Genomic DNA, 14,890 nt, shown 5'->3' with positions numbered 1-14,890 from the left:
GCTGGCCCGCTCCCGCGGCCTTACCGAACCCACCGAACAGGAGGAAACCACCACTCCAGCACTGACCGCCTGACCAAACAGGATCACGCGGCAATCACCCCGATACACCACACAATTGGACTTGACCCCAGTTTGGCTGGATTCGCCGACAGATAGGTGTCCAGGTGCTGCTGGTCGAGCGTCTCGACCGGCGCGCCGACAGTGTCGAGCCAGGCAAGAAATCCGATAGCAGCACGAATCTGCGAACGGTCGGCGCGTGACGCGGCGTCGGTGTATCGGCCCCGTTCGACACGTCGGCGCGCATCGCGGATGACTGCCCACCTGGCGAAGGGACGGACGATTCGCTGCTGGTGGTCCGGGAGAGCGGAAATTGTTCTGTCCTCCCACAACACCAGCTGCGCGAACGATTCGTTGCGCGGGTCGAGCACCCCGGTCGAAACGAGCAATTCACGTAGATATCTGGTGGCATGTCCTTGCGGCAGCCGATCCAGCGCGGTGTGACTGATGTCCGGCCCGCTGGCAACGAGTTCGGCGAGTCGTTGTGATGATCGGCTGTGTTTGACCCACTTCATCAGCGATGCGGAATTGGTCGTCGCCAGTGCATCGGCGAACGGAAGTAGTTCCGGGACGATATGTCCATCGGCATCGGTGATCAGCTCGCGGACATGGTCCACCGCGACACATCGGCTACATCGTCCTTTCGCATAGATGTCGCCTTCATGACCGCACTGTCGGCAGGTATAGCTCGGGCCTGAGCCGGCACAGCTCGCGCAGATGGGGCCGGCAGCGTTGGCACCGACCAGCACACGGACATGGCCGCAGCTGCTGCACGGCGCAGGATGGTGGGTCCTGTGGCGATGGCACCGGAAACAGACCGCTCCGACAGGCCAGTTCGCACACTTCGGTGCGGTCTCACCGCAGATCGCGCATTCGGTGTCGTTGCGGTAGCAGCTGTGACACACATCCGGGTTATCACCGGTGGCGCGCACTGTGATCGGCTTAACGTCCCCGCAGATCCCACATCGGCGTGCCGGACTCTTGTGGCAGGAACCGCAGATCGGCCCCTGCGCGGTCCTGGCATCCGCGACACGGAGCCGACCGCAGCGAACACACAGCGTGCGTGGCTTGGGTCGACATGCGCCGCACAAGGCTCCCCCGTCGGGAAGTTTCAGTCGAGGAGGGCGGCGGCGGCCGCATCCAGAGCATTCGATCGAACGCTCCGGATCCTTGTAATGGCACCTGCGGCAGATCGGCCCATCGGCACGACGGGCGGCAACGTCGGAAACCGTACGGTGACAACGCGCGCACTCGATCTGCTGGTCGCGCACCATGCACCGTGCACAACATCGCCCTTCCGGACCCGACCTCAACAGATCGTCGTCAGTGCGACGGCAGCGGGCGCAGCCGAGCAGAACTACCTTGTCGCCGAACCCCTCCGCCGCCAGCAACCGCAGCAATTTTGGCAACGGTGCCGGACAACGCTGTTGTGGCGCGACGAAGGCGTCAGGATGCTCGGTTAGGTGGGCGTCCAGCCCGTAGGCTCCGGTCGTTCCCCATGCCTTGGCGCGGCGCAGGAGCTGCTCGGCCTGGTCTTCGCCGACCAGTTCGTCAGTAGCCCGCCGGATGAACTCGATCAGTCTGGTTCGGGCTGCCGGAAGTTCGTGTGGCCCGCGGCGCGGCCGTCCGCGGCGGTGCGTCATTTCTGCCCGGGCCGGCGGATGACCGTACGCTGCGGGGTGATCGGCGGCGACGCGATCTGGTCCGCAGTCTTGCGGACCAGATCGTTGACGACCTTCGGCTCGATCAGGTCATTGGGGGTACACCCGAGGATGTCGCACAACGCCACCAGCACATCCATACTCAGCCGCTGCGGAGGCTGGGTCACCAGCCGATAAACCTGTTCCCGGGACAAGGTGATGCCGCGTTCGAGCAACCGCGGCACAAGATCCGAAGTCTGGAACATCTGCTGATCCGCCATCAGATCCCGCAGCCGCCAGTGGTAGCCCATCTTCTTGATCATGCGTCACCCTCCCAATCGGCACCGAGTCGGCTCTTCAACGCAGCGGCCAGCAAGGTATTTCGGAACTCATTACTGACCCCGGTATAGATCGCCGTGGTCGCCGCGTGCGAATGACCGACTTGCTCCTGCACAAACCTTGCGGGATAACCGAATTCGGTCCAGTGGGTGACTGCACTGTGACGCAGGCAATGCACGTCGAGAGCCTCGTCCAGCCCTGCGGCCTCTCTCACGGAAACGAACGCCTCGTTGATCGAGCGCGGAGACAGCCGTCCTACCCGTTCGGTGATCCAGAGCGCGGGATGTTTACCCGGCGAGAATCGGGGCCGTAGCTCGGTCAGCCATTCTTCGAGAACATCCGTGATCCAATCCATTTCGTGCACCAAGAGCACCGACCGTCGTTTCGGTGGCGTCCCCTTCGATGACTTGCCGTAGCGCACCGTCAGACTGCCGAACCGGTTGAACTGCGGCAGCTTCGGATTAGATCGCAGGTCGGCCAGGTCCAGCATTGATGTCTCGGTGCGACGCAGCCCGTACGCATAGATTGTCTTCAATACCGCAGCATCGCGGGCCGCGCTCAAGCCGCCTTTCACGCCGCGGCCCGCGATCTGGGACGGTCGAGCTTCAGCGGCATCGAACAGTGCCTGAATCTCGTCGTAGGTCAACGGCCGCCGTCGCGGGTCCCCCTCATACTCAGCTTTGTGCCGCACGGAGTTTCCCTCATGGAAGACCAACTGGGGTGCCGACGCGAAACGCTCTTCACATAGCCGTGCCCACCCATATCGCGAGTCACGCAGGAAACTCAGGAAAAGGTTGATCGTGACCTCGTACCCCCGTGCGGTCGACACCGCGATGGACCCATTCGAACCACGCAAGTAGTCGATGAATGCCTCACCTTCCTCCGGCGTCCACTGCCATGGATACAGACCGGTGAAGGTGACCATCCGACGAATGAGGCGCGCACGCGGCGCGATCGTCGACTTGTCGCGCAGAAATGCCGCCGACTGTTGCCGACGCCAGCCATCGAGCATGGCCTCGAGTACCGCAGGCTCGGGATCCAGATGAACGACGTTGTCGGCCAAAACCAATCGCGCAGACCCAGGGGGAATCACTTCCATCACCACGTTGTATCAGATGCAACATTGATGCACCATCCCACCGGCGGGTGGATCCTGCAGGTCCTCCCCGGCGTCACGTCAACGACGAGAAGGCTTGACCGGGACGAACAGGGCGATGAACAAGCTGAAAATTGTTGCAACAGACGCAATTCCGCCTGTTTACGACCACATCGACGATCAGCACATAGAGGCCGTCACCGACCGCGCGAGCCATACCCACCGATCGACCCTCCTCGTCGTGGGCCACGACCGTGAACAATGACGCCGCCAACGCGGCCGCGCACACGCGGTCGTCAGGACTGTTCCACCCCACCTCGGCGCGCAGGCGCCGGTACTCCGGCACGCCGATGGCGCGTTCGACAATCACAGTCATACCGGCAATTCTGAACGCAGTCCTTATCGCGGGCCACCCGGATTTCCACTCCCCCAACTGATTCCGCGCAACGTTCATCGAAATAGGTGATGATTGGCGGCATGGATGTCGCGGTGTGGCAGTTGGCGGAGCGGTATTGGGATCGCGTGCTGGCCGCAGCGCCCAGCGAAGCGACACAGCTCGGCGATCACCGATTCGACGACCGCATCGACGATCTGAGTTTCGCCGCGGAGCGCGACTACCTCACCATGTCGAAAGCGCTGCTTCGCGAAGCGGATGCGCTCGAAATCGGTCACCTCGAAGCCCGCGATCGCATCACGCACGCGCAGCTACGCGCCGAACTCGCCCGCACGATTGACTATGTAGATTGTCGGCCACGGGAATTGGCATACGACCACATGGCCGGCGTGCATGCGCTGGCATTGACCTACGCCCCGCAAACCGTGGCCGCCGAGCCTGCCTATGCGACCGCCTTGCTGGCCCGCTATCGGCAGTTCGACTCTATGCTGGCCCAGGCCGCTGACCGGTTCCGCGACGGCCTCGCCGCCGGCCGCTCTCAGGCGCGCGTCAGCGTCGAACGGTCCCTCGCACAGCTCGACACCTACCTTGCTTCCCCGCTCGCCGATGATCCGTTCGCCACGATCACCGGCCCATCCGACTGGCCCGCTACCGCCGCCTGGCGTCACGAACTGGGGCAGATTGTGCGCGAGGTGGTGCGCACGGCATTCGCGCGGTATCGCGACATGATCGCCGCGGAGCTGCTGCCCGCCGCCCGCGGCGACGACCGTGCCGGTCTGTGCTGGCTCGGCGAGGACGGCGAGGACATGTATCACCGGCTGATCCGCTACCACACGACACTGGCCCAATCAGACGCCCAACAGATCCACGAACTCGGTCTCGAGGAGATCGACCGTCTCACAGGCGAATACGCCGACATCGGGCAACGCTTGTTCGGCACGAGCAACCTGGACGACATCTTCGCTCGGCTCCGCGCCGATCCCGCGTTGCGGTACCGCCACGCCGACGAGATCATGACCGACGCCCGTGATTGCCTGCACCGTGCTGCGGCGGCCGCACCTCGATGGTTCCGGCGACTGCCGGCCCAGCCCTGCCAGATCGTGCCTGTCCCGGATTTCCTGAGCCCGGATGCTCCCGCTGCGTACTACTACCCACCCCGCTGCTGACGGGGCACGGCCGGGCACTTACTGGGTCAACGAGTATCAGCCCGGTTCCCGGCTGCGGTACGAAACCGCCGCGGTCGCCTTCCACGAAGCCATCCCCGGCCACCACCTGCAGTTGGCGATCGCCGCCGAGCTCGCCCACCTGCCGCGCTTCCAACGCCAGTCCTACACCAACACCGCGTTCGTGGAAGGGTGGGCCCTCTACGCAGAACGCCTCGCCGACGAAATGGGCCTCTACACAGACGATGTGGACCGTCTCGGAATGCTCGCCGGCGACTCGCTTCGCTCGGCCCGCCTCGTGGTCGACACCGGCCTTCACGCTCAAGGCTGGACACGCCAACAGGCCATCGACTACATGACCGCTCACACCCCGGCCGCGCCCGAAGAAATCAGTGTCGAGGTCGACCGATACATCGCCATGCCCGCCCAAGCCCTCGCCTACAAGATCGGGCAACTCGAAATCCAATACCAGCGTCGGCTGGCCACCCACCTCCTGGGCGAGCGGTTCGACATCGCGGCCTTCCACGACCAGATCCTCGCCCACGGCGCCCTCAACCTCACCGTCCTGCGCGAACAGGCCGCCGCCGGCCCCGCATCCGTCCCGCCTCCCCCATGGTGAAGGCTGCGGCCCGATTGTTTGTCAGCGCGTTGCGCGTGCGTCGGCCTGTTTCGCGGCCGGTCCGGCCATGCGGTAGTGGTGCACCACCGTGCTTGCCTGCGTGGTGGTTTCATAATCGGTGAAGCCCAGTCGCTCGACGGCTTTCCGGCTCGCGGCGTTGGCCTCGTCGACAGCGCAGCGAAACTCCGAAACATCGCGCAGCTCGGGCGATGCCAGGGCGGCGGTCACGCTCGCCGGGCCGAAACCTCGACGGTGACAGTCGGGATCCACAACGCACACCAGGCCCGCGAAATAGGGCTCCATCGCTTCGCGTGTGCCGGGAACTTCCGCGCCGCACACCTCGGCCGCGACGAACGCCACCGGCCGGGCGGTGGCCGCCTCCCGCACGATCCACCGGTGGGTGCGCACGACACGAGTGCCGTCCCCACTGCCTGACCCGACCTCCCGGGCGCCGCCGCGGTACCAGTCGAACCACCTGCCCACAGCCGGGTGCTCGAACCAGCTATCGATCGTCTGCTGGTCCTGCGGGACGAATCCCGCCACTACAAGATCGTCGACCATGCACAGATTCTCGCCCACCCCACCGACACACACGGCCGCCCTCAGCTGGCGCCCCAGGTGCCGCCTCGCTGGCCACGCCGGGGAAATCACCACGAGAATCAGCTCGATCGCGGACACAGAATCTGCTCGGGCTGCCCGAGGGACCATAGACGTGCAGGTGACTTGTTCGGGTCGCGACGCGAAAGGTCTTGGCCGACAGTTGGTTCGCGGCCGTCGGACCGCGCGGCGGTCTGGCAGACTTCGAGGGTGACTACATCACTGAGCCCGGCTGCTGAGTCCTTGCTGCGCCGAGTTGCCCGTCACCTCGACGGCGCGCTCGTGGTGTGCGGTTTCCCGGCCTCGGGCAAATCCACCGCAGCGCGGTTCGTCGCTGGACTGTCCGACGCGGTGGTCCTGGACAAAGACACCCACGCTCCTGAGCTCGAGGTGTCGGTGATGTCGCGGCTGACCGAGCCCCACGATCGCGACAGCGACACCTATAAGACGCTGGTCGCGCCGCACCTCTACCTCTCCCTCATCCGCACCGGACTCACAGTCGCTGCCAAGCATCCCGTGGTGCTCGATGGGCCGTTCCTCGGTGCGATTCAGGACGCAGCCGACGCCGAAAAGCGCCTGAGCGAGCACCTGTACGACATCGCCGGAGTCGACGAAGTGGTGCCGGTGACGACGGTGTGGCTGGATTCGGACGCCTCCGAGATCCGCACCCGCATGCGCGAGCGCGGCGCCGAACGCGACACCCCGAAGCTGCGTGACTGGGACACCTACCAGACCACCGTGCTCGACAGCGGGATCCGCACCCTCGCCCACAAGCTCGTCGACTTCGTCATCCCCAACTGAAATCCGGCACCACCGGCCGCCGGGTTTCGTGGGTGCCTACCCAAATTCGGTGAAGATCTCGTTGCGCAGGAAGGCAGTGATGTCTGCGGTCAACTCCGGTGGGGCGGCGGTCAGTGGTGGACGCACGTGGGTGGGGAATCCGGGGAGCCGGGCCGCGAGAGCGGATTTCGCAAACGCGATGTCCGATACCGGTGTTGCCTTCCTTCGATCGGTGTAGCGGTCGAACACCGCCTGGGACCGCCGCGCGCAGGCACTGTCGCCGGCTCTTGTGGCGGCCGCGATCGCCACCGGCAGCTCCGCCACCGGTCCACCGGCACCGGTGACCACCCCGTCGACACCCAGCTCGCCCAGTCGCGCACAGGCCCGGTCGTCACCGAGCAGCACTGTCAACTGCGGGCATCGCGTCTTGTACTCGCGGCTGACCGCGAAGTCCTTACCGGAGTCCTTGATCCCGCGCACCAGCGGGAACCGGACGGCCAGCCGCTCCACCAGAACGGGCGCGAGCGCCACCTGGGTGTGGCGGGGAAAGTTGTAGAGCAGCAGAGGCTTTCGCGCGAAGCGCAACACTCGCGCGTAGAACGCTTCCACTCCCGCCTCGGGTGGGCCGGCGAAGAAATAGGGCGCGATAACAGCGAGGGCATCGGCCACATCGTTCGCGTGCACGACCAGCTCGGTCACATCACCCACCGCCGACGCACCGACCTGCGCGATCAACTGCCGCGACCAGCGGCCACGGCAGAACTGCAGGACCTGCTTGCGTTCGTGCACCGTCAACGACGCGAACTCGCCGGTCGTGCCGCCCACCAGCACGCTCGGGACCCCCGCGGCCGTGAGCAAGTCCAGGTAATCGCCCAACGCGCCGTAATCGACAGCGCCATCGACACGAAACGGCGTCAACGCCGCCACGATGGGCCACTCACCAATCCGATCGACACCACCGGCCCCTGCCACCAACACACTCTAATCACAATCGCCCACCCCGGCCGAGGTCCACCCCCTCTCGACATCACGTTCGGCTCAACGGAATTGGGTGCCGCCCGGGCCCCGATCCCGATAGGGTGGCTCAGCGTGTGGCCGTCGCGAAACGCGAGATTGTGGGTGATCGCGTCTGCTACCTGCTGTGGTGCATGAGCGAAGGGGGATGATGCGTGCGTTCTGTGTGGATGGACTGTGACAGCGGATTCGACGACGCGCTCGCATTGATGGTTCTGGCGCGCGCACCCGAAATCGAGCTTGTCGGGGTCTCGACCGTGGTGGGCAATACCAGTCTGGACAACACCACCGCCAACACTTTGGCCGTAGCCGAGTTCTGCGGGCTGGACACACCGGTCTACCGCGGGGCCGCCAAACCGCTGGCGCAGGAGCCGCAAACCATCGAACGGCTTCTCGGCGCCGGCGCCATGGGCACCCTGGACCGCTGCTTCCCCACCGCCCAACGCGCCGCCGAACCCGTCGATGCGATCCACGCGTTGGCAGCGACGCTACGCTCGGCCGCACCGGGGTCGATCACGATCGTGGCGACCGGACCGCTGACCAACATCGCCGTGGTGCTGCTGCTCCACCCCGAACTGGCCGGCGCCATCGACTCGGTGGTGTGGATGGGTGGCTCGACGACCAGCGGCAACCATACCGCCGCCGCGGAATTCAATGCCTTCGCCGACCCCGAAGCCCTCGACGGGGTGCTGCGCTCCGGCGCGGCGGTCTGCATGTTCGGCCTCAACCTCACTCGCCAAGTCCTCATCACTCCCGATCACGAGCAACAAGTGAGGGCCATCGGCACTGAACGCGCTGCTATCGTCGCCGACCACATCGGCTTCTACCTCCGCATGGCCGACCCGACCACACCCCGCCCCGCGGCGCTACACGACCCTTCCGCCGCCGCATACCTTCTCTGGCCCGATCTGTTCGAACTCGCCCCAGCCCGGGTCGAGGTCGAACTCAGCCGCACAATCGCCCGCGGCGCCACGATCTGCGAGCTCCGCGTCCCCCGCAAAGGCGAACCGAACGCGCGAGTCGCCACCGCCGCCCACGGCGACAAGGTCATGGCCTGCATCATGGCCGAAATACAGGCACACCTCACCTGAGACGCGCACCCTGGAGGCTCGGCCGACGACTGCTTTACTCACTTGCGCACGTCGGTAATTCCTCTGCAGGACTGGCTTTCACGAGATTTCGATGAAAAGCGTTGGGAGGCACACATGGATCGCTATCGCTGTGTCGTTGATGTGCATCTGGTGTTGGTCCGAGGGGGTGAGTTGTTGTGGTCACGCCGGGCCAACACCGGGTATGCCGACGACCGTCTCGGGCTGGTGTCGGGCCACCTCGAAGAGGGTGAGGATGTCATCGACGCGGCGATCCGTGAAGCGAATGAAGAGGTCGGAATATGTTTGCGGCGTGAGGATCTCAGCTGCGCGCACGTGATGCACCACCGCAACGGCAGCGACATCGCCCGCGTGGGATTCTTCTTCAGGGCCGAGCGATGGGACGGCGACATCGTCAACCGCGAGCCACGCAAGTGCTCCGAACTGGTCTGGCGCGACTTCTCCGACATTCCGGCCGATGCGGTGCCTTACCCTGCCGCAGCGATCCGCCGGATACTCGCAGGCGAGACCTTCAGCGTCCACGGCTGGGGTGACCCGGCCGTGGAAGTGATCGAATACCGTCCACAACAATAGTTTTCGCACCGGTCGGATCGGCGCTCGTACGCGTCATCGGCCGCCCGGGTGCTCTTTTCTGCGCATGATGAGGCCCGAGCATCGGCAGGGCGTGCCACACACCGCGCACGAGCCCTGATAGTCGACAACCTCGGACCAATAATTCGGGATCACACCCAGCGCGGTGAATCCGTTCCGCTTCAACAGGCCCTCGGACTGCTGACCGGTCCCGGACACCCACGACACCGCGTATGTGGTTCGGCATCCTGCCTTCCGGAGGTACTCCAGTCCGGCTTTCACACACTGGTCACCGATTCCTTGCCCGCGCACAGCTGGATCGACCACGATCGTGCGAAACCAGCCGATTGCTTCCTCGGCGGCGACGCTCTCGACGTGCCGCAGGACTGACAATGACCGGCTCATCTGGGCTCGCACCGCAGCATCGGCGACACCGACGATGCAGATCCGAGCAGTTCTGCCAATTCGTGTGCGAGGAATATCGCCGAGTCCGGATCAGCAGCCATACATCGCAGTTCGTCGTCGGACGTGTAGCCGCTTCCACAGGCCGCCGCGAGGAGTTCGCTGCCCGGGATGAGCCACCAGGGCCGATCGACAGTTGCGCACGTCACCTGCATGTCCGCTCCAGCCCTATCCGGTGATGCGAAATCCTGCTGTCCCCACACCGGATCGGCGGGTTCAGGTCCATCGAGTGTCACGCGAAATGCTCGCAATTTGGCTCAATGCGGCACTGCGGGCGGCGGGGGCGGCACTGATCCACCGGCAGTAGGCAATTCGACGGCAGGGATGGACACCACCGTGCTGCCCTGTTGCGCCGCGGTGGTCACCGCGCGGACGCAGGCGGCAACCAGTTCGGGTTGTTCGGCGGGGACGTCGTGGCCGGCCGAGTCGGCGACCACCAGAACAGCTCCCACCTTCTCGGCCAGGACGCGTTGCCCGTCCTGCCACTGCCGATCCAGTTGCGCCACCGTCAGCGGAGCGTATGTGGCGGCCTCCTCCGGCGTGAGGCGAGTCCAGCGCCCAACGGCGCTGGACAGTACTGCAGCCGGGACCATCGGCCAGGCCGCGGTGCCCAGTTCAGTGATCGATCCCCCGATGTCGATCATCGACGAGCCCGGCTGGTTGTCGCCGCCGTCGAACACTGGCCACGACGTTGTCTCGAGATGGTGCAGGGTGGTTCCGTCGACAAGCACCAGCCCGGCTGTGTGCTCGGGGTGCCGGGCGGCGTAGGCCATGGCGATTAGCGCGCCGATCGAGTGCCCGACCACCACACACGGTGAAGTGATGGCGACCGCGGCAAGTACACGACGCACTTCGTCGGCCAACTCACCGAATGTGCGCGAACGACGGCGCAGGTCTGCGGGCAACGCGGGGCTACGACCGACGCCGGGACGATCGAACGTCACCACCGTATGTGCGCCCACCCCGGCCACGACCCGATCCCACTGATCCTGCGATGTCCCCCACGCATTGACGAAGACCACCGGCACCCTCGCCTCCCCCGCCGTGACGCCCGCCGCAAGCTGATACCCGACATCCACTTCGACTTGTCGCACCCCCAACAGATACCACCGAGGCACCGCGACCGTGGGAGACCATCCCCACGGTACAGGCTCTGTTTCGAAACAAAGTGACCTGTTCACCTGTGTGAGTGTCACCGAGCTCGAAGCCACCGCCAGTTCCACAACACGACTGTCCCAGGCATCTACCGCGCCGCCCGTGACCGGATCGGCCAGGCCATCCGCCAACCGGCCAGCAACGCATGACCCGCGGACTTGACCACTGACTCTCGGCTTGGACGACCGCTACTACACCGACCACGCCTGACAACGACGGAACCCTCCGAAACATCGCGCGCGAGAGGTATTGGGTTTGCTCGAACCGGTCCCAACCACCGCAGGAAGCTCTCTCAGCTGGTCCGGTACGCCGCACTCTATGCGAGACCTCCGACGTGTCGATTCTGCGCACTCGCGCCGTGTCTCCCGTCGCACTGACGCGGAAAGTGCTGTTCAGCAGGATGATTCGCGCGCTAGTACATACCAACGACACATCACAGCCCTGTGCACAACCCGCGCCGCTGGGGATAACTCCCGAGAGGGTGGATTCCGTTTCGCACAGGCTGTGCACAACCGCCGTCCACCGTCTACTCTGCTGGACTGCCGTCGGCTGTGGCGGGCGCTGACGGCTGGTGTGCCCGCAGGATCGAGTCGAGCTGTCGGCGTTGTTCGCGGGCGGCGCGGTCGGCCATGGCGTGGGCGGCGGCAATAGCCCGCGAGTGCTCGCGCTCGTGCGCCTCGATCTGCTGACGGTGTGTGTCGGCCTGTTCATCGAGTTGCCGCCGCAGAGCGATGTTCTCCGCGGCCGTGGCCTCGGCCTGCCGCCGGATAACGTCTGCCTCGGCTTCGGCGCGCGCTTGCGCGGTGCGCGCGGCGTCGTACTCTCGGCGCATCCTGGTCAACGCTTGCTCGGCCTCCGTGTAGACATTGTCGCGATCCTTCCCCGCCGCAGCGACTCTCGCCTCGGCGTCGGTGCGAGCTTCTTCGACCTCGCGGCGGGCCTGGGCGGCTTCCGCGGCCGCTTCGTCGGCTGCTTGCAACGCCAGGATTTCCAGTTCGACGGCTCGGTCACGCTGAGCCGTCATCTCGGCCAGTGCCCGCTCGGCGGCGGATTGTGCTTGCTCGGCGGCGGCGATCTTGACCGCGGCCTCGCGGCGGATGTCGGCGATTTCGCGATCGATCGCCTCGGCGCCGGTGATATCGGCCAGCATGTCGGCGCTGTCGCTGACGATCGCGGACAACTCGTCGCGCAGGCGCGCGGCCTCGGCCAGCAGACCCGCGACCGTCACCGCGCCGTCGGTGACCGGCCGCAGACTCGGGGCGACGGCTTCGCGGGTCTGCTGCTGGGCGTGTTTGCGTTTCGCGCGCAATGCGGTCTGCGCGTTGTGGCTTGGGTCGGCGCAGTAGGCGAAGGGACGGCCCGGACGCCGGGTCGCCGCTTCGGGTTCGGCCGTGCAGCCGGGATAGCCGCACTGTGCCGAAACCGTACGTTTGCGGGTGTGGAGATCAATGGGCGGTGTCATTGAATTCCATTTCGTTTCATTACATTTCATGACCGTGGGGGTGATGAAATGAATTGCTGTGTGCGGAGTCAGGCGACGGGGCGCAGTCCGGTGTTGCGGACCCGCGGCAGATGCAGGCGGATGACGTCGGCGGCGGATTCGCTGGCGCGGCGGTCGATGTGGCCGTAGCGTTTGTCGGTGGTGTTGACCGATTCGTGCCCGGCGTCGCGGGAGACCACGAACAGTGGCACACCGTCCTGCAGCTTCCAGGAGATGCCGGTGTGGCGCAGCGTGTAGGGGGTCAGGCGCTTGCCGAGCAGGCTGGTGACAGCATCCTCGAACCGCTCGAGCAGGTCGTCGGGAGCCGCGCCCTTCCACCCGGTGGCCGGGTTGAACGGCCGGAAATTGAGCTCGTCGAGTGCTTGCAACCGCCCCAGGGCCGGCAGCCACGCCTTCTTGTAGAAGTAGGTGACGCTGATGGGCTTTCCGGTGGCGGTGTGGAACAGCAGCTCGTCGCGCGGGCGATTCAGGTCGAGCCGTTCGAGGGTTTCCAGGGGGACGTTGACGGTCCGGATTCCCCGGCTGGACTTGGGTTTGCCGAGTTTGAGCTTGCCTCCGGCCCACTTCCATGCCTTGGTGATGCGCACCGCGCCGGTGCGGCGGTTGACGTCACCGACGCGCAGCGCGGTGACCTCGCTGGGGCGAGCCATCGACATCAGGCCGAACTCGGCGTGTGCGCGCCAGCGCGGCGGCATGAGCTGTTCGAACAGCTCCCATTCGGCGTCGTCGAAATAGTCGGGCTCGGGGGCGTCGTTGCGGGGCAGACGGGTGTCGGCGCACGGGTTGTAGGCGATCAGCGGGGTCGGGCGTACCGCGGCGGCCGCGCTCATCGCCGCCGAAAGAAACCCGTGCTTGTTGGCGATGGTCTTGGGCTTGTTGCCGATTTCCTCTTCCAGGTGCACCACCCAGGACTTGTCGGTCTCGGCCGTGATCGCGCCGAGAGGCAGATAGCCTATGAAATCGGCGATATCGCGGTCGATGTAGCGGTGGTAGCGCTTGCGGGTCTCGGGTTCGATGCCAGTGAGGGTGTCGGCGTAGCGGCGCAGCCATTCGGTCAGCGTCAGGTCCTCGACTGCGGTCCCGCGTTGGACGTCGAGGATCTTGAGGGCTTCCTCAGCCCCGACGCGCTCGAGTAGGGCGGCCCAGCGGGCGGCCTCGGCGTGAGTATCGAATGTCTCCGAAGTCTGGCGCCTGCGGCCATCGATGTAGATGTTGAACGGCACTTGCCACGCGACGGTCCCGTCCGTGCGAGGACGGGGTCGGGGGGTGGGCATTGTCACCTCCGGTCGGTTCCAGGCGACATCTCGTGAGATGTCCTGTTACCGACCGCTGGTAACCGACTGCTGACGCCAGATACTGACGCCGTGCACGCTCAGAATACGTTTCCGCGCCCTGAGCGGCCAGTCTGTGTGGTGGAGCCTAGGGGAATCGAACCCTTAACCCTTCAGGCTGAAAACCCCTGGTCAGCGGCAGTCGCCAGCGTCCAGATCGTCCAAAGCGCACATCTCACAGCGATTCGCCGCAGTTGGTGGGCACTCAAGGTCTGACGGCGTCAACACCGGCGGGCTTCGCGGTGCTCAAAGAGGTAGAAATCTTCCGAACAATCGCACGCCGGGAATCCCCCGCTAATAGAATTCGGTTCGGAATCGCTCGAAATATCGACGAACCACACCCAAATCGAGCATTTCGCGACGGTACAATCCTGAGAGCTCCGACGCTGCCATTTCCCGTCCGCACCATGATGCCGCCCCAGCTCGCGGGAGTGGGCTCGGACAATTTCGTTCGAGCGACATGTTCTTATAGCGATGCGGCCAAAGTCGAAAGAATGCGGCACATCGGTATATTCAGATACACACGGGCAACCGCAGCGATTACCCGAGATTACACGCAGCGTTTAGTTCAGCTGGAAAACCGGTTGCGGGCGCGACGATTTAAGTGTCGACGACTCCTCGGTGTCAGCCCGGAGGGATCCCGTGGGGGCACTATCGCTGGCATTGCGGTTATCGCCAATGCCTCCCGGATATCGTCCTCTGTCAGTCGCCATTGGCGTCCGATTTTATGGCCTGGCAACTTCCGCGCCCGCAACTGACGAAGATACCATTCCGTCGACTGCCCCAATCGTTCCGCGCCAACGGAAACCGGCACCGTTGTCAACGGCGGCACCGTTGGCTGTGTTTCACTGCGAGTCTCATCGTTTGACGGAGGCCGCTCAGTTGTCAACTCTTCACTTGCCCTTCCAGGTGTACACGGATCTGCCTTACGTGCCGGGGTTGAGTCCAGCAGGATGGTGTATGACCGGACGCCAGCAAATGTCTGAGCGTGTCGTAGCCGGGTAGAGGGTGGTCACCGCGTGATCCTTCAAAAGACCGCCAAGTCACTTGAAGGAAAGAAAGT

At 65.0% G+C, this 14,890-nt stretch carries 15 protein-coding genes; 5 read left to right on the top strand and 10 right to left on the bottom strand.

Going from position 1 to position 14,890, the window contains the following annotated elements; genetic code table 11:
- Window positions 1–83 precede the first annotated feature (83 nt).
- The 4 genes from C5E41_RS32000 to C5E41_RS31985 all read right to left on the bottom strand — a co-directional run bounded on the left by C5E41_RS32000 (window position 84) and on the right by C5E41_RS31985 (window position 3,502).
- On the bottom strand, window positions 84–806 hold the full coding sequence (locus C5E41_RS32000) for a hypothetical protein (protein ID WP_181063527.1): 723 nt from the start codon (window positions 804–806) through the stop codon (window positions 84–86).
- Between the two features lie 890 nt (window positions 807–1,696).
- The gene (locus tag C5E41_RS31995; RefSeq protein WP_104379419.1) at window positions 1,697–2,020 is read right to left on the bottom strand and encodes a helix-turn-helix domain-containing protein; all 324 of its coding nucleotides are present in this window, start codon (window positions 2,018–2,020) and stop codon (window positions 1,697–1,699) included.
- Window positions 2,017–3,135 (bottom strand): tyrosine-type recombinase/integrase, encoded by a 1,119-nt coding sequence (locus C5E41_RS31990; protein WP_104379418.1) that lies wholly within the window; start codon window positions 3,133–3,135, stop codon window positions 2,017–2,019. The genes C5E41_RS31995 and C5E41_RS31990 overlap by 4 nt, the downstream gene beginning before the upstream one ends.
- Window positions 3,136–3,208: 73 nt before the next feature.
- A complete protein-coding gene (locus C5E41_RS31985) occupies window positions 3,209–3,502 on the bottom strand; it encodes a hypothetical protein (RefSeq protein WP_181063753.1) in 294 nt (97 codons plus the stop codon).
- Window positions 3,503–3,609: 107 nt separating this feature from the next.
- Here C5E41_RS31985 and C5E41_RS35615 point away from each other — a divergent pair, with 107 nt between their 5' ends.
- The gene (locus C5E41_RS35615) at window positions 3,610–4,692 is read left to right on the top strand and encodes a DUF885 domain-containing protein (protein ID WP_258081401.1); all 1,083 of its coding nucleotides are present in this window, start codon (window positions 3,610–3,612) and stop codon (window positions 4,690–4,692) included.
- The gene (locus C5E41_RS35610) at window positions 4,655–5,308 is read left to right on the top strand and encodes a DUF885 domain-containing protein (RefSeq protein ID WP_258081400.1); all 654 of its coding nucleotides are present in this window, start codon (window positions 4,655–4,657) and stop codon (window positions 5,306–5,308) included. Before C5E41_RS35615 ends, C5E41_RS35610 begins: the two co-directional genes overlap by 38 nt.
- Window positions 5,309–5,329: 21 nt before the next feature.
- On the opposite strand, the gene C5E41_RS31975 is transcribed toward C5E41_RS35610, so the two are convergent.
- On the bottom strand, window positions 5,330–5,869 hold the full coding sequence (locus C5E41_RS31975; RefSeq protein ID WP_181063526.1) for a GNAT family N-acetyltransferase: 540 nt from the start codon (window positions 5,867–5,869) through the stop codon (window positions 5,330–5,332).
- A gap of 246 nt (window positions 5,870–6,115) precedes the next feature.
- Between C5E41_RS31975 and C5E41_RS31970 the strand changes: the two genes are divergently transcribed.
- Window positions 6,116–6,706, top strand: a complete 591-nt coding sequence (locus tag C5E41_RS31970; protein WP_181063525.1) for an AAA family ATPase — start codon at window positions 6,116–6,118, stop codon at window positions 6,704–6,706.
- Window positions 6,707–6,742: 36 nt separating this feature from the next.
- On the opposite strand, the gene C5E41_RS31965 is transcribed toward C5E41_RS31970, so the two are convergent.
- Complete coding sequence (locus tag C5E41_RS31965) at window positions 6,743–7,657, bottom strand: dihydrodipicolinate synthase family protein (protein WP_181063524.1); 915 nt, start codon at window positions 7,655–7,657, stop codon at window positions 6,743–6,745.
- Window positions 7,658–7,854: 197 nt separating this feature from the next.
- Here C5E41_RS31965 and C5E41_RS31960 point away from each other — a divergent pair, with 197 nt between their 5' ends.
- On the top strand, window positions 7,855–8,790 hold the full coding sequence (locus tag C5E41_RS31960) for a nucleoside hydrolase (protein WP_146097764.1): 936 nt from the start codon (window positions 7,855–7,857) through the stop codon (window positions 8,788–8,790).
- 114 nt (window positions 8,791–8,904) lie between these two features.
- A complete protein-coding gene (locus C5E41_RS31955; protein WP_104379412.1) occupies window positions 8,905–9,381 on the top strand; it encodes an NUDIX hydrolase in 477 nt (158 codons plus the stop codon).
- 33 nt (window positions 9,382–9,414) lie between these two features.
- Here C5E41_RS31955 and C5E41_RS36095 read toward each other — a convergent pair whose 3' ends face one another.
- The 4 genes from C5E41_RS36095 to C5E41_RS33570 all read right to left on the bottom strand — a co-directional run bounded on the left by C5E41_RS36095 (window position 9,415) and on the right by C5E41_RS33570 (window position 13,770).
- A complete protein-coding gene (locus C5E41_RS36095) occupies window positions 9,415–9,783 on the bottom strand; it encodes a GNAT family N-acetyltransferase (RefSeq protein WP_104379411.1) in 369 nt (122 codons plus the stop codon).
- A gap of 314 nt (window positions 9,784–10,097) precedes the next feature.
- The gene (locus C5E41_RS31940) at window positions 10,098–10,934 is read right to left on the bottom strand and encodes an alpha/beta fold hydrolase (RefSeq protein ID WP_181063523.1); all 837 of its coding nucleotides are present in this window, start codon (window positions 10,932–10,934) and stop codon (window positions 10,098–10,100) included.
- 587 nt (window positions 10,935–11,521) lie between these two features.
- A complete protein-coding gene (locus C5E41_RS31935; protein ID WP_104379408.1) occupies window positions 11,522–12,457 on the bottom strand; it encodes a hypothetical protein in 936 nt (311 codons plus the stop codon).
- A gap of 68 nt (window positions 12,458–12,525) precedes the next feature.
- On the bottom strand, window positions 12,526–13,770 hold the full coding sequence (locus C5E41_RS33570) for a tyrosine-type recombinase/integrase (RefSeq protein ID WP_146097763.1): 1,245 nt from the start codon (window positions 13,768–13,770) through the stop codon (window positions 12,526–12,528).
- Window positions 13,771–14,890: the final 1,120 nt, after the last annotated feature.

It is taken from the genome of Nocardia nova, from assembly GCF_002933465.1.
Lineage (GTDB): Bacteria > Actinomycetota > Actinomycetes > Mycobacteriales > Mycobacteriaceae > Nocardia > Nocardia nova_B.
The sequence above is the reverse complement of the archived record's forward strand: the minus strand, read 5'-3'. Positions and strand labels throughout refer to the sequence as shown.

Excerpts from the sequence above, each read along its gene's own strand:
- C5E41_RS31955 (WP_104379412.1), top strand. The coding sequence starts at position 8,905 with ATGGATCGCTATCGCTGTGTCGTTGATGTGCATCTGGTGTTGGTCCGA.
- C5E41_RS31990 (WP_104379418.1), bottom strand. The coding sequence starts at position 3,135 with ATGGAAGTGATTCCCCCTGGGTCTGCGCGATTGGTTTTGGCCGACAAC.
- C5E41_RS33570 (WP_146097763.1), bottom strand. The coding sequence starts at position 13,770 with ATGCCCACCCCCCGACCCCGTCCTCGCACGGACGGGACCGTCGCGTGG.
- C5E41_RS35615 (WP_258081401.1), top strand. The coding sequence starts at position 3,610 with ATGGATGTCGCGGTGTGGCAGTTGGCGGAGCGGTATTGGGATCGCGTG.
- C5E41_RS36095 (WP_104379411.1), bottom strand. The coding sequence starts at position 9,783 with ATGAGCCGGTCATTGTCAGTCCTGCGGCACGTCGAGAGCGTCGCCGCC.
- C5E41_RS35610 (WP_258081400.1), top strand. The coding sequence starts at position 4,655 with ATGCTCCCGCTGCGTACTACTACCCACCCCGCTGCTGACGGGGCACGG.
- C5E41_RS31995 (WP_104379419.1), bottom strand. The coding sequence starts at position 2,020 with ATGATCAAGAAGATGGGCTACCACTGGCGGCTGCGGGATCTGATGGCG.
- C5E41_RS31975 (WP_181063526.1), bottom strand. The coding sequence starts at position 5,869 with ATGGTCGACGATCTTGTAGTGGCGGGATTCGTCCCGCAGGACCAGCAG.
- C5E41_RS31935 (WP_104379408.1), bottom strand. The coding sequence starts at position 12,457 with ATGACACCGCCCATTGATCTCCACACCCGCAAACGTACGGTTTCGGCA.